Source organism: Herbidospora mongoliensis (genome assembly GCF_001570545.1).
Taxonomy (GTDB): domain Bacteria; phylum Actinomycetota; class Actinomycetes; order Streptosporangiales; family Streptosporangiaceae; genus Herbidospora; species Herbidospora mongoliensis.
Map to the genome: position 1 here is coordinate 50,779 of NZ_BBXD01000027.1, position 17,536 is coordinate 68,314.

General features: G+C 70.3%; 15 protein-coding genes. 8 read left to right on the plus strand and 7 right to left on the minus strand.

Annotated features, from left to right (window positions below):
• Window positions 1-111: 111 nt before the first annotated feature.
• Window positions 112-2,856 (plus strand): AAA family ATPase, encoded by a 2,745-nt coding sequence (locus tag AW272_RS37075; RefSeq protein WP_066375205.1) that lies wholly within the window; start codon window positions 112-114, stop codon window positions 2,854-2,856.
• Window positions 2,857-3,090: 234 nt separating this feature from the next.
• Here AW272_RS37075 and AW272_RS37080 read toward each other — a convergent pair whose 3' ends face one another.
• From AW272_RS37080 to AW272_RS37090, 3 genes are all read right to left on the minus strand, one after another.
• Window positions 3,091-4,242 carry an acyl-CoA synthetase family protein gene (locus AW272_RS37080; RefSeq protein WP_157519202.1) on the minus strand — a complete coding sequence of 384 codons (1,152 nt, stop codon included), beginning with the start codon at window positions 4,240-4,242 and terminating at the stop codon, window positions 3,091-3,093.
• Between the two features lie 198 nt (window positions 4,243-4,440).
• Window positions 4,441-5,187: an IclR family transcriptional regulator gene (locus AW272_RS37085; RefSeq protein ID WP_066375048.1), complete on the minus strand. Its 747-nt coding sequence runs from the start codon at window positions 5,185-5,187 to the stop codon at window positions 4,441-4,443.
• Between the two features lie 107 nt (window positions 5,188-5,294).
• On the minus strand, window positions 5,295-5,894 hold the full coding sequence (locus AW272_RS37090) for a ScbR family autoregulator-binding transcription factor (RefSeq protein ID WP_066375050.1): 600 nt from the start codon (window positions 5,892-5,894) through the stop codon (window positions 5,295-5,297).
• A 265-nt stretch (window positions 5,895-6,159) separates the two neighbouring features.
• Between AW272_RS37090 and AW272_RS37095 the strand changes: the two genes are divergently transcribed.
• The 3 genes from AW272_RS37095 to AW272_RS37105 all read left to right on the plus strand — a co-directional run bounded on the left by AW272_RS37095 (window position 6,160) and on the right by AW272_RS37105 (window position 10,011).
• Window positions 6,160-7,536 carry a family 2B encapsulin nanocompartment shell protein gene (locus AW272_RS37095; protein ID WP_245657910.1) on the plus strand — a complete coding sequence of 459 codons (1,377 nt, stop codon included), beginning with the start codon at window positions 6,160-6,162 and terminating at the stop codon, window positions 7,534-7,536.
• A 76-nt stretch (window positions 7,537-7,612) separates the two neighbouring features.
• Complete coding sequence (locus tag AW272_RS37100) at window positions 7,613-8,980, plus strand: family 2B encapsulin nanocompartment shell protein (protein ID WP_245657912.1); 1,368 nt, start codon at window positions 7,613-7,615, stop codon at window positions 8,978-8,980.
• Window positions 8,977-10,011 (plus strand): family 2 encapsulin nanocompartment cargo protein polyprenyl transferase, encoded by a 1,035-nt coding sequence (locus AW272_RS37105; protein WP_066375059.1) that lies wholly within the window; start codon window positions 8,977-8,979, stop codon window positions 10,009-10,011. Before AW272_RS37100 ends, AW272_RS37105 begins: the two co-directional genes overlap by 4 nt.
• On the opposite strand, the gene AW272_RS37110 is transcribed toward AW272_RS37105, so the two are convergent.
• Complete coding sequence (locus tag AW272_RS37110) at window positions 10,008-10,622, minus strand: hypothetical protein (RefSeq protein ID WP_157519204.1); 615 nt, start codon at window positions 10,620-10,622, stop codon at window positions 10,008-10,010. The genes AW272_RS37105 and AW272_RS37110 overlap by 4 nt on opposite strands.
• 142 nt (window positions 10,623-10,764) lie before the next feature.
• On the opposite strand from AW272_RS37110, the gene AW272_RS37115 reads away from it, so the two are divergent.
• Window positions 10,765-12,777, plus strand: a complete 2,013-nt coding sequence (locus AW272_RS37115) for a sensor histidine kinase (protein ID WP_066375061.1) — start codon at window positions 10,765-10,767, stop codon at window positions 12,775-12,777.
• A complete protein-coding gene (locus tag AW272_RS37120) occupies window positions 12,774-13,409 on the plus strand; it encodes a response regulator transcription factor (protein ID WP_218011192.1) in 636 nt (211 codons plus the stop codon). The genes AW272_RS37115 and AW272_RS37120 overlap by 4 nt, the downstream gene beginning before the upstream one ends.
• On the opposite strand, the gene AW272_RS37125 is transcribed toward AW272_RS37120, so the two are convergent.
• Together AW272_RS37125 and AW272_RS37130 are read right to left on the minus strand one after the other, a co-directional pair.
• On the minus strand, window positions 13,400-14,122 hold the full coding sequence (locus tag AW272_RS37125) for a sulfite exporter TauE/SafE family protein (RefSeq protein WP_245657914.1): 723 nt from the start codon (window positions 14,120-14,122) through the stop codon (window positions 13,400-13,402). The genes AW272_RS37120 and AW272_RS37125 overlap by 10 nt on opposite strands.
• 26 nt (window positions 14,123-14,148) lie before the next feature.
• Window positions 14,149-14,619: a hypothetical protein gene (locus tag AW272_RS37130; RefSeq protein ID WP_083959095.1), complete on the minus strand. Its 471-nt coding sequence runs from the start codon at window positions 14,617-14,619 to the stop codon at window positions 14,149-14,151.
• 306 nt (window positions 14,620-14,925) lie between these two features.
• Here AW272_RS37130 and AW272_RS37135 point away from each other — a divergent pair, with 306 nt between their 5' ends.
• Together AW272_RS37135 and AW272_RS42855 are read left to right on the plus strand one after the other, a co-directional pair.
• The gene (locus tag AW272_RS37135) at window positions 14,926-15,876 is read left to right on the plus strand and encodes an FAD-dependent oxidoreductase (protein WP_066375064.1); all 951 of its coding nucleotides are present in this window, start codon (window positions 14,926-14,928) and stop codon (window positions 15,874-15,876) included.
• A 117-nt stretch (window positions 15,877-15,993) separates the two neighbouring features.
• Window positions 15,994-17,115, plus strand: a complete 1,122-nt coding sequence (locus AW272_RS42855; RefSeq protein WP_157519206.1) for a hypothetical protein — start codon at window positions 15,994-15,996, stop codon at window positions 17,113-17,115.
• 96 nt (window positions 17,116-17,211) lie between these two features.
• On the opposite strand, the gene AW272_RS37140 is transcribed toward AW272_RS42855, so the two are convergent.
• Entirely contained in the window at window positions 17,212-17,511 is a 300-nt protein-coding gene (locus AW272_RS37140) for an MTH1187 family thiamine-binding protein (protein ID WP_066375065.1), read from the minus strand.
• Between the last annotated feature and the right edge of the window lie 25 nt (window positions 17,512-17,536).

Here is a 17,536-nt window from a genome sequence, read left to right on the forward strand (position 1 = left end):
TGGCCCGTCATGGAGGGCCTCACCGCAGGTCGAGAGCATTGTCAGAACAAGTCATGACATTCCTTTCATGTGCCCCTTTCAGGGATGTCATGTGGCCGTAACACTGGGGTGGTGTCAGCAGCCCTCCCCGTCACATCCGCCTCCGGACTCCCGCCACTGCGGGGCCGCGACGCCGAACTGACCGCGCTGCGGGGGCTGCTCGCCGGGGCGCGGACCGGGTCGGGCGGCGCTCTCCTTCTCGCCGGCGCGGCGGGGACGGGGAAGTCGGCGCTGCTCGACCTCTGCGCCGCCGAGGCCGGTGACCTGCTGATACTCCGTGCCCGTGGGGTGGCCTGCGAGCGCGATCTCCCCTATGCCGGACTGCACGGGCTGCTGCGGCCCCTCATCGACCGGCTGGCGGCGCTGCCGAAAGCCCAGGGCGAGGCGCTCACCGAGGCCCTCGATCTGGGCGCGCCGACGGGGCGTCTGGTCGTCCCGGCGGCGGTGCTCACGCTGCTGTCGCTGGCGGCGGCCGACCGGCCGGTGGTCGCGATCGTGGACGACCTGCACCACCTCGACGCGCCCAGCCGCGAAGCGCTGCTGTTCACCGCCCGGCGCCTGGCCGGTGAACCGGTCGCGCTCCTGCTGGGCGCGCGGGCCGACGTCTGGGCCGGCGCGGTGCCCGTCAGGGCGCTGGAGTGCCTGGACGAGAAGGCCGCCCACGAGCTCACCGACGATCTGGTCGAAGGCGGCCTGCCCGACGAACTCCGGGCCGCGCTCGACCAGATCTCCCGGGGCAACCCGCTGGCGCTCACCGAACTCGCCCTCGCCCTCACGCCCGAGCAGCTCGCCGGGACGGCCGCCCCTCCGGCGACGCTGCCGCGCGAGGGGCGTCTGTGGCGGGCGTACACCGACCAGATCGGGGACCTGCCCGGCCCGACGCGGAACCTGCTCCTGCTGCTGGCCGCCGATCCCCGGGTCGACACGGCCACGCTGGTGCAGGCGTTCGACGGCGATCCGTTCACCGCGCTGGAGGCGGCCGAGCAGGCGGGGATCGTCGAGGTCACCGGGGAGCGGTTCAGGTTCCGCGATCCGGCGGCCGGGCCCGTCGTCTACCACAACGCGTCGCTGCTGGCCCGCCGTGCCGCCCACCGATCGCTCGCCGGAGCGCTGGCCCACCACCGGCTCCGGCGAGCCTGGCACCGGGCCGCCGCGCTCGACGGCCCGCCCGAGGAACTCGCGGACGAACTCGAGGCCGCCGCCACCGCGACCGGCGCGCCGTGCCCGTTCCCCGAGCTGTCGCTCGCCTACGAACGGGCCGCCGAACTGAGCACCCGCGGCGACACCAAGGCGACCCGGCTGGCCGCCGCCGCGCAGTACGCCCGCCTCGAAGGCCGCCCCCACCGCGCGCACGCCCTGCTCGACCGGCTCCGCAGCGGCACCATCTCGGCCGAGCTGCGCCAGCAGGCCGAGAGCATCCGGGCCCGCCTGGAGTTACGCGGCGGCGAGACCAGCTTCGCCCGCGACGAACTCCTCGCGGTCGCCGCCTCCCTGCTCGAACGCGACCGCACGATGGCGGTCCGGGCCTTGGTACGCGCCGCCGAGGCCAGCTATCTCGCCGGAGACCACCAGCGTTTCGTCGTCATCGCCCGCGACGCCCTGACGCTGCGCCGCGACGACGACCCGCCCGCGATCCGGCTGATGTTCGAATATCTGACCGGCATGGCCGAGTCGTTCCGCGGCCGCCACGCCGAAGCGGCGGGCCCGCTGCGCCGGGTCGTCGAACTGGCCCCCCTGGTCCACAGCCCGTCGGTACTGGTCTGGGCTGCCGTGTCGAGCCTGATGCTGGGCGACGACGTGCAGGCCTTCCGGCTCTCCACCCGGGCGGTCGAGACGGCCCGCGCGCTGGGTGCGGTGGCGACCGTGCCGCAGGTGCTGGAGTTCGCGATCAACAGCCAGTACTGGCTCGGCCGGTACGCCTCGGCCGCCGCCAACGCCTCGGAAGGGCTGCGGCTGGCACAGGAGACCGGCCAGCGCGGCAGCGCCGGACAGCACCTCGGCTGGCTGTCGATGATGGCCGCCGTGCAGGGCGACGAGGAGACCGTCCAGACGCGGGCCCGCGCCGCGATCGAACTCGCGGGCGCCCACGGGGTGAGCATCGCCGGGGCCCTGGGCAACTGGGCGCTGGCCCAGATCGACCTGGCCTCGGGCCGCCCGGCGGCCGCGGTGCAGCGGCTCCGGCCGACCGCACGGGCCGACGTGCGCAACACCCATCTGGTCGTCCAGGTCACCGCGACCCCCCACTTCGTCGAGGCCGCCGCCCGCACCGGCGAACGCCACCAGGCCGCCCGCGCCCTGCGCGTCTTCGAACGCTGGGCCGAGAGCACGGGGAGCCCCGACCGGCGGGCGCTCGCGGTCCGCTGCCGCGCCCTGCTCGCCCCTCCCGGGGAGGCCGACGAACTGTTCCGCACCGCTCTCGACCTGCACCATCAGGGCTTCTCCGAGTTCGAAACGGCAAGAACCGAGTTGTTGTACGGCTCCGCTCTGCGCCGCGACCGCCGTCCGGGCGCGGCGAGAGAGCACCTGTACAGCGCGCTCGACACGTTCGAGCGATACGGGGCACGGCTGTGGGTCGACCAGGCCCGGAGCGAGCTGCGCGCGGCCGGGGAGGCTGTTCGCACGACGCGGCCGAAGGCGGCCGAGGAGCTGACGGCGCAGCAGTTCCAGATCGCCCGCATGGTCGCCGACGGCGCGACGAACCGCGAGGTCGCGGCCCAGCTGTACTTGAGTCCCCGGACCGTGGAACACCATCTGCGGAACATCTTCGCGAAACTCGACATCCGATCGCGGGTCGACCTGGTCCGGCTGCTCACTTGAAAGCGGTCTTGGACGACTTGGGCCCGCCCGCCCGCGTAAAGGGCGGCCGAAGACCGAGGTGAAACTTGAGGCGACCGGCTCCGAGAGATCGGGAGGCTCTGCCTGCTCGCAGAGAAGAGACCCTCACCGGAACTGGATTCGCCTGCTCTCACCTGGAAGAGAACGGCCCGCGCGCGACGACCAGTCGAAAAGGAGCGGGTGGGTTCGCTCCTCCGTCGCGCGCGAGCCGTCCGGTCAGGCGCCCGGGTCCAGGACGACGGTGTCGAACAGGTCGACGTAGTCGTGGTCCCGGGCGAGATGGAGGTAGCCGTCGGCGTCCAGGTGGCCGCGTTCCCCGGTGCGCAGGACGCCGCGCAGGTCGTCGCCTCTGGCCAGGTCCGCGGCCGATCGGACGGAGCCCATGCCGACGGTGTCGCCCTCGTAGACGACCTCGCCGCCCGCGATGGACAGTTGCCCGCCGGGCAATGCCGGACCCACCGAGCCGGGGCGGGCGTGGCCGGGTGGGGTGGCGGCGATTCCGTACAGGAGGGAGGAGAAGCCCTCCGGCGGGGAGCCGCCGACCATGGTGAGGGTCCGCAGCGAGCGGTGCCGGACGGGCGCCCAGCCGAGCCGGTGGAGCAGCGCGAAGACGCGCGGCGAGGCGGCGAACGACCCGCACGCCCAGCGTTCGGCGGCGGCCCAGAACTCCGCGCCGGCGACCGAGCCCTCGGCGGCGACGACGGCCGCACCGGCCGCCAGGTTGGCGTTGAGCAGCGCCAGCCCCGCGCCGGTGAACAGGGGCGGGCTGGTCAGCGTGGCCTCGCCGGAGCGGAGGCGCAGCGCCCGCGCCACCGCCACGCCCTCGGCCTGCACGGCCCGGCGGGACAGCCGCATCCCGCCGGGCCCGTCCAGGAGCACGACCGCCAGGTCGGGGTGGACCGGGGCGCCGGGGTCCGTGCGCACCCATGCCCGGCCGGCGGCGCGGTATCCGGGTGGCGGTGCCCCCGGCGCCCCGAGCAGGACGGCCGGCGCGAACCTGGTCGCGAGTTCGCCCGCGCGGGATCGGACGAGCCGCGGGTCGACCGGCGCCACCGGCCGCCCCGAGCGCAGTGCGGCCAGGTAGGTGATGATCACCTCGGCCGTCGAGGGCGCGGCCAGCATCAGCAGCCCTTCGGGCAGCCGGGCCAGCCGCAGCGACGCCCGCTGGATGGCCCGCCGCAGCACCGGACCGTAGTAGATCTCGTCGGTGCGCGCGTCGATCACCCGGGTGTCCCGCGCGTCGAGCGCGGGGGTGTCCTGTCCGGGTTCACCCGATCGCGCGGATGCCCGGCCGCGTGGAGGATTCGGGGCGAGCCCGGACAGGAGCCGGGGGTGGGGAATCGCTGCGCAGATCCGCTGCGGAGGCATGGGGCGCTCCTCGATCTGAGGGGGGCGTGCTCTGGGACCGTGAGCGTAGGACGGCCGAATCCTGCGATGCCACGACTGGTTCCAAATATTGGAACAAATGGCATCTATGTCGATTCGGTCGGCGAGTTCGCCCCAGAAGGACCGACCATCCCGATGCCCGCCATCTCGATGACGAGGGCATCTCGACGAGGAGGGCGATCACCCTGCGAGCCGGGCCGCTCTCAGCGTCACCGCGAGCTCGTGGCCGGCCCGGCGGACCGCCGCCTCCGCCGACCCCGTCCGCAGCACCGCGACCGGGCCCGACACCCCCACCGCCACCGCGCCGAAGTTCGGCACGCCCAGCACCGGGACCGCGATCGCGCTCAGGCCCTGGACGTACTCCTCGACGCACCACGCCACCCCCTGCCGGCGGATCACCGCCAGCTGGCGTTCGAGCACGCCGGGGTCGGTGATGGTGCGGTCGGTGTGCCGGCGCAGCGGCGTCCGGAGGTCGGCGGGGCCGCCCTGGTAGGCCAGGAGGACCTTCCCGGACGCCGTGCAGTGGACCGGCGCGAGTTCGGCCGTCCGCCACAGCGCCTTGGAGTGGGTGCGCGGGTAGAGGGTCATCACGTACTCCACCTGGCGGTCGGTCAGGACCGCGATGGAGACGATCTGGCGGGTGTGCTCGTACAGCTCCAGCAGGTGGGGGGTGGCCATGCGGCGCAGCCACTGGAACTGCCTGACCCGTTCGGGCTGCGCGTAGGTCCGCAGCGTGGCGGCGACGCGATAGTCGGCTCCGGTACGGCCCACGAGATCGTCCGCCTCGAGGGCGGCGAGCAGCCGATGCACCGTCGACTTGGGCATCTGGACCTGGCGTGCCAGTGTGGTCAGGCTCACCGGCTCCGGCGACGTCGCCAGAGTGCGTAGGACGACCATGGCTTTCGCCAGCGTGCCGATCCGTTCCATGACGGCCCCTTCAGCGCGTGTTGACGTCCCCGAAAAAAACCGACCGGAATGTATTTTTATAGGGCGGACTCGGGGCGAACTGAAGGGGGGACAGCAGAACCTGTCTGTCAGGTGAGGGCGAGCGCCTCGGCCCGGCGGACCGTGGTCCGGGGCGACGGTTCGGCCTGGATGCCGAACAGCACGACGCGCCACATCTCGCGCAGCCGCTCCTCGGTGTCGGTGCGGCCCATGGTGTCGCTGACCTGGAAGACGCCGAAGAACGAGCTCACGACGACGCGCGCGGCCTCCTCGGCGGTGACGCCCTCGGCGAGCTCGCCGGCCCGCTCGGCCGCCTTGAAGACCTCGGTGAACGCGATCTCCCAGGCGCCGACGTTGCGGTCGAGGGCCAGGCGGGCGCCCGCGCGCATGACGGGCTCGTCGCGGAACGCCTTGGTGATCGCGAAGGTCAGCGCGACCACGACCACGACCGGGTCGGACTCCTCGGCGCAGAAGCGCTTGACGAGGGCGGGCCAGCGTTCGAGCTGGCGCTCGACGATCGCCTCGGCCACCGACTCCTTGTTCGGGTAGTGGAAGTAGATCGCTCCCTTGGTGACCCCCGCCCGCTCGTGGATCTCGGTCAGGCTGGTCCCGGCGTACCCGTTGGCCGCGAAGATCTCGGCGGCCGCGCGGAGCAGCCGTTCACGGGTCGCCAGTGCACGCTGCTGCACGGCCCTCGCCTCCTACGGGTCCCGACCCCACAGACGGAACCCTTTCAGAGGTTAACACGGGAAGAATCTACCAAATCGGGTAACGAACCCACTACGGATAATCACCTACCATTTCATTATTTTGTGGTCGAGTCATTCGAATGCAAACTCGTAATTGACACTCCGAAGATCGCCCCTGCATTATTGATCCGTTCGGCCAGCCCAATGAGGTTTCTCGCGCGGGCCCCCTGAATTGTTTTGCTTCGCCGCAGGAACAGGAGTCGAGTTGACCGTTGAGAACGAGCAATTGAGCCTGGGCACGGCGGCGGCCAGGAAACTGGCCACCACCACCAAAACCGTGCCCCAGATGCAGGGCATCAGCAGCCGCTGGCTGCTCAAGGTCCTGCCCTGGGTCCAGGTCTCGGGCGGCGCCTACCGCGTCAACCGCCGCCTGTCCTACGCCGTCGGAGACGGCCGGGTCACCTTCACCGTCCAGTCGGGCCAGGTCAGGGTCATCCCGGCCGAGCTCACCGAGCTTCCCCTGCTCCGTGGTTTCGACGACCCCGACACCCTGACCACCCTCTCCGAGCGCTTCACCCAGCGGGAGTTCTCGGCCGGCGACGTCCTGGTCGAGGCCGGCCAGCCCGCCGACCACGTGATCCTCGTCGCCCACGGCAAACTGACCAAGATCGGCACCGGCCCCTACGGCGACCAGGTCGCCCTGGGCCTGCTGGCCGACGGCGACCACATCGGCGACCACACCCTGCTGGCCCCCGGCACCTGGGACTTCACGGTCAAGGCCACCACGGCCGGCACCGTGCTGACCCTCCCCCGCAGCGAGTTCGAACGGCTCGTCGACCAGTCCGACGCGCTGCGCGCCCACGTCGAGTCCTACCAGGCCGACTCGGGCCGCCCGCAAGACGAATACGGCGAGCACGCCATCGAGCTCTCCTCCGGCCACCACGGCGAGACCGCGCTGCCGGGCACCTTCGTCGACTACGAGACTTCACCACGCGAATACGAACTCAGCGTCGCCCAGACCGTGCTGCGGGTGCACTCACGCGTGGCCGACCTCTACAACGACCCGATGGACCAGATCGAGCAGCAGCTCCGGCTCACCATCGAGGCGCTGCGCGAACGCCAGGAACACGAGATCGTCAACAACCGCGAGTTCGGCCTGCTCGCCAACGCCGACCTCAAGCAGCGCACCCACACCCGGTCGGGCCCGCCGACCCCCGACGACGTCGACGAGCTGCTGTCGCTGGTGTGGCGGGAGCCGTCGTACATCCTGGCCCACCCGCTGGCCATCTCGGCCTTCGGGCGGGAGTGCAGCGCCCGCGGGGTCTACCCGACCAGCGTCGACGTCGGGGGGCACCACTTCCCGTCGTGGCGCGGGGTGCCGATCCTGCCCTGCAACAAAATCCCGGTGACCGAGACCCGCACCTCTTCGATGATGGTGGTGCGCCTCGGCGAGGAGAAGCAGGGGGTGGTCGGCCTCCACCAGGTCGGCATCCCCGACGAATACCAGCCGTCGCTGTCCGTGCGATTCATGGGCATCGATGAGAAGGCCATCATCAAATATCTGGTGAGCGCCTACTATTCGGCCGCGATCCTCGTCCCCGACGCCCTCGGAATTCTGGAGAACGTCGAAGTCGGTCATTGACGAATGGTTCCCCCAGGGCGGCCCGTGCGTGAATTCCTCGGGCCGCCCTTTTGTTTACCATCAGCAAGGGAGTGGCGTGAACGATCAACTGAGCCTGGGCACGGCGGCGGCCAGAAAACTGGCCACCACCACCAAAACCGTCCCCCAGATGCAGGGCATCAGCAGCCGCTGGCTGCTCAAGGTCCTGCCCTGGGTCCAGGTCTCCGGCGGCGCCTACCGCGTCAACCGCCGCCTGTCCTACGCCGTCGGAGACGGCCGGGTCACCTTCACCGTCCAGTCGGGCCAGGTCAGGGTCATCCCGGCCGAGCTCACCGAACTCCCCCTCCTACGCGGTTTCGACGACCCCGAGGCGCTCGACGCGCTCGCGGGCCGTTTCTCCCAGCGTGACTTCGCCGCCGGTGACGTCATCGCCGGGCAGGGCGACCAGGCCGACGAGGTGATCCTGGTCGCCCACGGCAAACTCACCAAGGTGGGCACCGGCGCCTACGGCGGGGAGACCGCGCTCGGCCTCCTCGCCGACGGCGACCACGTCGGCGATCACGCCCTGCTCGCCCCGGGAACGTGGGACTTCACCGTGAAGGCCACGACGGCGGGCACGGTGCTGACGCTGGGCCGGCGCGCGTTCGAGGAACTGACCGACCGCTTCGAGACGCTGCGGGCGCACGTGGAGGCGTACCGTAGCAGCCCGGAGAAACCGCAGGACCGGCACGGACAGGCGGAGATCGCGCTCGCGTCGGGCCACCACGGCGAGGCCGCGCTGCCGGGCACGTTCGTCGACTACGAGACCTCACCGCGCGAATACGAACTCAGCGTCGCCCAGACGGTCCTGCGGGTGCACTCACGCGTGGCCGACCTCTACAACGACCCGATGGACCAGATCGAGCAGCAGCTCCGCCTGACCATCGAGGCACTGCGCGAACGCCAGGAACACGAGATCGTCAACAACCGCGAGTTCGGCCTGCTCGCCAACGCCGACCTCAAGCAGCGCCTCCAGTCGCGGTCGGGCCCGCCCACCCCCGACGACATGGACGACCTGCTCAGCCGCCGCCGCAAGACGCAGTATTTCGTGGCCCACCCGCAGGCCATCGCCGCCTTCGGCCGCGAGTGCACCAAGCGCGGCATCTACCCGACGAACGTGGACGTCGAGGGGGTCCGCCTGACGGCCTGGCGGGGCGTCCCGATCCTGCCGTGCAACAAACTGCCGATCAGCGAGGCCCGCACCACCTCGATCATGGCCATGCGCCTGGGCGAGGACAACCAGGGCATCGTGGGCCTGCACCAGACCGGCATCCCCGACGAATACCAGCCCGGCCTCAACGTGAGGTTCATGGGCATCGACGACCGGGCGGTGATCAACTACCTGGTCAGCGCCTACTACTCGGCCGCCATCCTGATCCCCGACGCCTTGGGCGTCCTGGAGAACGTCGAGCTAGGGCACCGATGACGACGACCGAAGCGGGGGCTCGCGACGTCGCGGAGGTGCTCGCGTGGAGCCGGGAGCTGGTTCAGCCGGCGATCCGGGCGGCGGTCGACTCGCTGCCCGCGTCGATGCGGCACATCTCCGGCTATCACATGGGCTGGTGGGACGAACGGGGCCGTCCGATCACCGTCGGTTCCGGCAAGTCGGTGCGCCCGGCGCTGGCCCTGCTGGCGGCCGAGGCGGTGGGCGGGTCGGCCGAGGGGGCGCTGCCGGCGGCGGTGGCGGTCGAGCTCGTCCACGACTTCTCGCTGCTGCACGACGACGTGATGGACGGCGACGCGACGCGGCGGCACCGGCCGACGGCGTGGCGGGTGTTCGGGGTGAGCCAGGCGATCCTGGCCGGTGACGCACTGGTGTCGCTGGCGTTCGCCCGGCTGGCCGAGAGCGGTCATCCGCTGGCCCACGAGGGGGCCGGGCTGCTGAACTCGACGGTGCTCGACCTGCTCGACGGGCAGAGCGCCGACGTCGGGTTCGAAGACCGGGCCGACGTGACCCTGTCGGAGTGCATGCGGATGGCCGGGTCGAAGACCGGCGCGCTCATCGCGTGCGCCTGCGCGCTCGGCGCCCTCTACGGGGGCGCCGACGCGAGGGCCATCGAGCATCTGCGCGCCTTCGGGGCCGAGCTGGGGCTGGCGTTCCAGCTGGCCGACGACCTGCTCGGCATCTGGGGCGACCCGGCGGTCACCGGCAAGCCGGTGTTCTCCGATCTGGCCAACCGCAAGAAGTCGCTGCCGGTGGTGGCCGCGCTCACGTCCGCGACCGGGGAGGCCGCGGAACTGGCCGCGATCTACCGGTCGGGCACCGTCCTGTCGGACGGCGAGCTGGCCAGGGCCGCCGAGCTGGTGGAGCGGGCCGGTGGCCGCGACTGGTGCCGCGAGACCGCCGACGGCCTGCTCGCGCGGGCCGCCGGTCACCTGGCGGAGGCGGGCTGCGCGCCCCGCCCGGCGGCCGAGCTCACCGGGCTGTCCACGCTGATGGCCCGGCGAACTCTCTAGCGGGACGCGGACGGCCGCCGGTCGGCTGTGAACTGCCCGACGGACACGAGACGGTGGGGCTGGGCGGCGACGAGGGCGCCCAGCACCCCGAACGTGCCGATCAGCCAGGCGGCGCTGACGATCGTGCTGAAGGTGTCGCCCCCGAGGATCGAGGCGGCCATCGTGACCGGGAACCACGCCCCGGCCAGCAGCGGCAGCCAGCACAGTACCCCCTGCAACCGTCCCTGGACGGCCATGACGACGCCGAGCACCAGCAGCAGCAACTGGCTGAGCGGCCAGCAGGCGTCGATCGCGGCCAGCCAGAGCGGGAAGTCGTCGTGTGACTTGTAGCCGAACGAGAGGGCGTTCAGCACGAACGCGCCGGTCAGCGTGGCCATTAGGACGTACGGCAGGAAGCGGGTCACCCCGTCGCCCGCCAGGCGCTGCTGGGCCACGAGCACGATCCAGGCGAAGACGCCGACGACGAACAGCATGCCGGTGACGGTGTCGAGGGTCTGGATGCCCTCGTAGATCTTGTCGCCGACGATCAGCGTGCCGATCGCCCACGCGGTGGCGCCGAAGGTGAGCAGCAGGCCCGCCGGGCGGACCTGGGCGGTGCGGGTGGAGACCATGAGGCCCTCCTGGTTGGGGAACGTGCGAAGCGACTCCAAGAGTGGTGATCGCCCGTCCCGGGCGCCCAGGGAGCAGGAGTCCCGTCTTTTCCGGGACGCCGGCCCCTGCCGGGAATGTCCGGTCGTGTGGCACGCTTTCCGGATGCTCCCCTCCCTCTCGCGCCGCACCGTGGCCGCGCTGTCGATCGCGGCGTTCTGCCTGGTCGCGGCGGTGCTGGCGGCGTGGGCGGAGATCCTCACGGGAGCGGTGACCCGGCCGGGCCCGATCTCGTTCTCCTCGTGGTCGTCGACCGTGCCCGGGGTGGCTCTGGCGGTCGCGGGGGCGGTGCTGGCGCTGCGGCTGCCCCGCCACGCGGTGACCTGGATCCTGCTCGCGGGCGGGCTGACCACCGCGCTGAACGGGCTGGGGGCGGCGTACGCGGGCTATTCGATCACCCACCACGGCGGCGCGCTGCCGCTGACCGCGCCCGCCTTCTACGCGGGGGCGCGGCTCGGGCCGTTCATGAATTTGGTGCCGGTGCTCGTCCTGCTGTTCTTCCCGGACGGGCGGCTGCCGTCGGCGCGGTGGCGCCGGCCCGCCTGGCTGAGCCTGGGCGGGACCGGCTTCGCGGTGCTGGTGTTCCTGGCCGTGCCGTGGCACATCGTGGAGCCGGGTGAAGAGTGGCCGGGGCTCGACGTCGCGTTCGTGCGGCTGCCCGACGAGGTGTGGCGGGTGCTGTTCGGGGTCGCGCCGGTGCTGATCGCGGTGACCCTGGTGGTCTCGGTGGCGGCGTTCGTCGCCCGGTTCCGGGGTGCCGACCGGGTGCGGCGGGCGCAGCTGCGCTGGATGCTGCTGGCCGGGCTGCTCAATGTGGTCCTGCTGGCCGCTCCCCTGGTGGCCGACTGGCTGCCCGACGACGCGGTGTTCGTGGCGGCGATCGTGGCGCTGGCCGCTGCGGTGCTCATCGCGGTCGGCCGGTATCGCCTCTACGACATCGATCCGGTTCTCGGCTGGACGCTCGTCTACGGCGCCCTGGCCGCCGCCGTCGTCGGCATCGACGTGACGATCTTCGCGGGCATGAGCGCCCTGGTCGAGGAGCCCGCGGCGGCCGTGCTCGCGGCCGGGGTGGTCGCGGTGCTCTACGGCCCGCTGCGCACCTGGATCCAGAAGAAGGTCGGCGGGGTGCTGCGCGGCGAACCCTACGACGTGGTCTCGGCGCTGGCCCGGCGGCTGGAGGAGAGCGCGGGCCCGGAGGAACTCCTGCTCGCGGTGGCCACCGCCGTGGCGTCGGCTTTCCGATCTCCTTTCGTACGAGTGGAGCTCGACCGCCCCAGCGGAGGAGTGGTGGCCGTCGAACACGGCACCCGGCGCGACGACGGGGTGGTCGTGCTGCCGTTCGCCTACCGTGACGTGGAGATCGGCCGGCTGACCCTGGTCCCCCGGGCCGGCACGAGGCTGGCCGAGGCCGACCAGCGACTGCTGGCCGACGTGGTCAGGCAGGCGGCGGCCGCCGTGCGGGCCACCGCGCTCACCGAAGAACTGCAGCAGAGCCGCGAACGCCTGGTCGGCGGGGTCGAGGAGGAACGCAGGCGGCTCCGCCGCGACCTCCACGACGGCCTCGGCCCGACCCTCGCGGCGGCGGCGCTGAAGGTCGAGGCCGCCGGGAACCTGATGGACCGCGACCCGGCGCTGGCCCGGGAGGCGCTCGGCCAGGTGCGCGGCGACCTGTCGACGGTCCTCAACGACGTCCGGCGGCTGGTCCACGACCTGCGTCCCCCGGCGCTCGACCAGTTCGGCCTGGCCGGAGCCCTGCGTCAGGCGGCCGAGCGCTTCGGCGAGGGCACGGTGGCGATCGTGGTGTCCACCGCCGGAGACCTGACGGGCCTCCCGGCGGCGGCGGAGGTGGCGGCGTACCGGATCGGGTGCGAGGCGATGGTGAACGTGACCCGGCACGCGCGGGCGGCGCGCTGCGAGGTGCGGCTGACCGCGACCGGCGGCACGCTGGAGGTCGAGATCGTGGACGACGGGCGCGGGCTGCGTACCGGAGAAGGAGTGGGAGTGGGCCTGCTGGCGATGCGCGAACGCGCCGAGGAACTGGGCGGCCGGTGCACCGTCACCGGGGGCGCGACCGGGACGAGGGTGCACGCGGTGCTGCCGCTGGCGGTACCCGCGTGACCCGGGTGCTGATCGCCGACGACCACCCCGTCTATCGCGACGGGCTGCGCATGATGCTCGCCTCCACCGGCGAGGTCGACGTGGTCGGCACCGCCGCCGACGGCGGCGAGGCGGTGGAGAAGGCGCTGGACCTGCGCCCGGACGTCGTCGTGATGGACCTCCAGATGCCCGTCATGGACGGCGTGACGGCGACCCAGCGGATCGTGGCCGAACTGCCCGGCGTCGGCGTGCTGGCCCTGACCATGCACGACGACGACGAGACCGTCTTCTCGGCGGTGCGCGCCGGGGCCCGCGGCTACCTGGTCAAGGGCGCCGGGCAGACCGAGATCCTGCGCGCCATCAAGGCCGTCGCCGGCGGTGAGGTGATCTTCGGCCCGGCGCTGGCGTCCCGGGTGACCCGGTTCTTCGCCCGGCTGCCCTCGGAACCGTTCCCCCAGCTCACGGCACGTGAGCGGGAGGTGCTGGCGCTGATCGCGGCCGGTCTGTCGAACAGGCAGATCGCCGATCGTCTCTTCCTGGCCCCGAAGACGGTCCGCAACAACGTGTCGAACGTGTTCGCCAAACTCCAGGTCGCCGACCGCGCCCAGGCCATCATCCAGGCCCGCGAGGCCGGTCTCGGCCGTCAGGTGTAGGTGTCGAACGCGAGCTTGACCGCCACGACCAGCCCCGCGACGGCGGTCAGGATCCGCAGCGACTGCCCCGGCAGCCGCCGGGCGATGAAGGGCCCGATCCAACCGCCGACGATCATCCCGATGGCCAGCGGCACGACCACGTCCCACCGCACCGGCCCGAACAGCACGAACCCGATCGCCGCGACGCCGTTGGACCCCATGGCGATCACGTTCTTGACCGCGTTCACGTGGGCCGGACTCTGGTCGAGCGCCGCCGACAGGATGGCGAACATGATCACCCCACCGGCCGCCCCGAAATAGCCGGTGTAGATCGAGACGACGTACACCCCGATCCAGAGGTTGGGCCCGTGCAGAGCCGCGGATCTGGGCGCCCGCAGCAGCACCAGCGACGCGCCCGCGACCAGCACGGGCGCGACCAGCTCGAACGCCCTCGGCGGCGTGAGCAGGAGCAGCGCGGCCCCCGTGGCCCCGCCGAGCGCCGTCGCCGTCAGCAGGCGCAGCACCAGAGGCGACTGCCCCTTGAGCTCCGGCCGCGACGAGACCGCCGACCCGACCCCGGTGAAGGTGAGCGAGACGGTGTTGGTGACGTTGGCGGCCAGCGGCGGCAGGCCGAAGGCGAGCAGTGCGGGATAGGAGACGATCGACGCGAGTGAGACGACCGTGCTCACAATCCCCGTCGCCACCCCCACCAGGGCAAGGACGAGGATTTCCACGCACCGAACTCAATCACAAGATCATTTCAGTACGCGCTCGGGGAGGACGCGACCGCCTTCGGCGTCACCCGGTGGTCGGTGAGGTGCAGGTCGCCACCGAGATCGGCCCGCAGCTTGTCGAGCGTCTCCCTGGTCCCGAGCACGGTCCAGAGCCGCCCCACGAGATGGGGGTTGTACTCGGGCGCCTGATCCATCCAGGCGTCCTTCCCCTTCTCGGTGGCGAAGGTGTTGACGAAGAAGTCCCCGGCCTTGGTCGAGCAGGCGCCGGTGCGAAGCTCTTCGGCATCGACCTGGATGTTCACCTTGCACCCGACCTTCTTCGCGAGTTCTTCGACGGTCGGGGCGGGCCCGGCGTCGACCTTGGCGGCCGCGACCGGAGCCGGGTCGGATTCCTGATAAGCCACCCCTGCGGGCGAGTCGCCACCCGAACAGGCGGACAGCGACACGACGGCCAGGGCGGCGACGGCAAGGGCGGCATGGCGCGAAACAGTCAGCACGCTCGGGGATACGCGGGGGAAAGAACGGAGGTTCAATCCGGTGAACCGAAGTGACCCCTGGGGCGTCCTGTCTGGCAAGGGAGGCCCGAATGAACGTCCTGGAAAACCTCCTGGACGGGGATCTTCGTTTGGAGCTCGTCCTCGTGGAGGCCCTCCATTGGGAAGCCGATCGGCTGGCCGCCCCAGCCGATCACTGAAAGGCACCACCGTCCCGCCCCCCGGCATGTGGGGGGCGGGACTCGCGCATGTAGGGCCCGTTTACGGGAAGTTCCTTCTGACCTGGCACGCTTCGAAGGAGTTTCACTGATGACACAGCAGGCCGACGTTGTCGTGGTGGGTGGAGGCGTCGTCGGGCTGACGACGGCGATCGCCCTGAACGAGGCCGGGATGCGGACCCTCGTCTGGACCGCCGAACTCCCCCGGCGGACCACCTCCGCCGTAGCGGGAGCGTTGCTCGGCGGCCCCGTCATGACAGAGCCCCGGGCCGACGCGATGCGCTGGCAGACCACGGGACTGGAGATCTTCAACGAACTCGCCGCGCGCCCGCACACCGGCGTCACCTCCGCACGGGGCCGCCTGGTGTCGAAGCTGGGCCCCGGGACCCCTCCGTGGGCCCGCGACCTGCCGGGCTTCGCCGAGTGCTCCCCTGAGGAGCTGGCGGGGTTCCCCAGCGGGTTCTGGATCACCAGCCCGGTCGCCGACATGCCCTGTTACCTCGACTACCTGGTCGACCGGCTGTGCCAGTCGGGCGGGGACCTCGAGGTGTGCACGGTCGCCTCGCTCGAGCAGCCGACCGCCGTCGCACCGGTCGTGATCAACTGCGCCGGCGTGGCCGGGGGGACGCTCGCGTGCGACGACTCGGTGACACCTGTCCGAGGGCAGCACGTGGTCGTCGCGAACCCCGGGTTGACCGAGTTCTTCTACGAGGGCGGCGCGGACGACGACTGGACGGGGTTCTTCCCGCACGGGGACCACGTCGTGCTGGGCGGGAACGCGCGCCCCGGCGACTGGAGCCTGGAGCCCGACGAGCGGCAGACGGCCGACATCATCAAGCGCTGCGCCGAGGTGGAGCCGCGTCTGGCCGACGCCCGGGTGATCAAGGTGGACGTGGGGCTGCGCCCCGGGCGTCCGTCGATCCGCCTGGAGGAGGAGAACGCCGACCAGGGGCGGTTGATCCACAACTACGGGCACGCGGGCGTGGGGGTCAGCATGAGCTGGGGCTGCGCTCTTGACGTGGTGAAACTAGTCTCAGCCTGAATCTACCGGAACCTGGATTAAGCAACATTCTGGGACAAACGGGTAGATCGATTCTCATTGTCATGCAGGCAGCAATTTTGTCAACGATGCCCAGGAGCAGGCGATACCATCCCGGCCATGGGGATCGTCAAGTTCTACAGACATGCATGGACACCTACTCCAGGAAAGGCGCTAGATCGAATCTTCCAGCGCGAGGAGTTGGACATTGCGATCAGCCTCGCCCGCGTCATAGCCGTAAACGGTATTTCCTCTGTCGCCGGCAACCCCCACGGATCTTATGATTCTTTGAGGCTTGAAGCCGAATTGCTGGCGACAGCACTCGACAACACGCAGATGAATGGCAAATTCCCATTACGCAGGACAAAAGCCTTCGACTGCTCATCCCTGCACATCAAGTCGTTCATTATCACCGCTGCAGGTCTCGGCCTATTGACCGCAAGCCTAGAAAGCCTGATTGTCAAAAATAAATTCAATCCACTTCAAATCAAACAATTCGACTTGATACCGGCCACGACGCCGAGGAAATCAAGTGGCAGAAATTCCAGGCCAGACCTGCTGATCAATTTACCCGGCGACCGCCAGTTGGTAGGTGAAGCAAAAGGCCGAAGAGACCATTCTGGACACTTCACCCAAGAAAAGAGGACATATCTTACCAAGCTGCATGAGTGGGCATCAAATAACGAGTTCAAAGGGTGTCCACTCGCACTGAGCTGGGCTTCAATTCTCGAGGACAGGACAATCTTAAGTCTTTATCATACCGATCTCACCAAGGAAGTGGAGCCCATACACGAAGAGCCCCGATACCAATATCCAAATTATGAGCCTCTCCCACCAACCACGGAGGCCTATCCGACAGCTCCGCCGAGAATGGCTCCAGAAGAGCTTGAGTGGGAGAGGTTGGTCAGCTCTCTGATCGAGCCAACTTTAGAGGAATCTGACGCAGATTCGCTGTGGTGGACCGCCCCGAACCCCAATCCCGACGATTACTTCCTTGCCGGTCTTCCCATTCGTGGCGAGTGGACAGCTCTCAGCGCAACCAGACGCTCTCTATTCGTTGGCGTGTTCAGAGAAACTCCTGAGGGCAGCACCTTGGAGAGAATCCGAAGGGCCTACATTTCCAGGCTTGAACGCAATACCGTCGCCCCTCTCGACATCGCCATGGAAGGACGACTCTTTTTCGCCGTAGCCCAGAATGAAGACCTTGCCACCTGGAGTTCCCTTCGCCGCGCCCTCGACTGACGGATGGGCCGACGGGCAGCGCTACCTCATTGCGATGACGACCTCGTCAAGCAAGCTTTCCAGCCCACTGCGCTGCCAGCCCATAGTCACAGTCGGTTAGGCCAGGTGGCGTTCGATGGAGGCCACCTTCTCCGCCATCCGGCCCGGCTCGCCGGTGCGGATGTCGGCCTTCAGGACCAGGCTGACGCGGTCACACTTCGCCTCGACGGCGGCGACCGCCGCGTGGACGACGGCCATCACCTGCTCCCAGTTCTCGCCCTCGATCGTGGTGAACATCGAGTCGGTGCGGTTCGGGAGGCCGGAGGCGCGGACCACGCGGATGGCTTCCGCCACGTACTCGCCCACCTCCTCGCCCTTGCCGATCGGGGTGACGCTGAAGGCGACAAGTACTGACATGACCTGACCTGCTCTCTTGGTAGCG

Excerpts from the sequence above, each read along its gene's own strand:
- AW272_RS37085 (WP_066375048.1), bottom strand. The coding sequence starts at position 5,187 with ATGGAACGGATCGGCACGCTGGCGAAAGCCATGGTCGTCCTACGCACT.
- AW272_RS37105 (WP_066375059.1), top strand. The coding sequence starts at position 8,977 with ATGACGACGACCGAAGCGGGGGCTCGCGACGTCGCGGAGGTGCTCGCG.
- AW272_RS37080 (WP_157519202.1), bottom strand. The coding sequence starts at position 4,242 with ATGCCTCCGCAGCGGATCTGCGCAGCGATTCCCCACCCCCGGCTCCTG.
- AW272_RS37115 (WP_066375061.1), top strand. The coding sequence starts at position 10,765 with ATGCTCCCCTCCCTCTCGCGCCGCACCGTGGCCGCGCTGTCGATCGCG.
- AW272_RS37140 (WP_066375065.1), bottom strand. The coding sequence starts at position 17,511 with ATGTCAGTACTTGTCGCCTTCAGCGTCACCCCGATCGGCAAGGGCGAG.
- AW272_RS42855 (WP_157519206.1), top strand. The coding sequence starts at position 15,994 with ATGGGGATCGTCAAGTTCTACAGACATGCATGGACACCTACTCCAGGA.
- AW272_RS37135 (WP_066375064.1), top strand. The coding sequence starts at position 14,926 with ATGACACAGCAGGCCGACGTTGTCGTGGTGGGTGGAGGCGTCGTCGGG.
- AW272_RS37110 (WP_157519204.1), bottom strand. The coding sequence starts at position 10,622 with ATGGTCTCCACCCGCACCGCCCAGGTCCGCCCGGCGGGCCTGCTGCTC.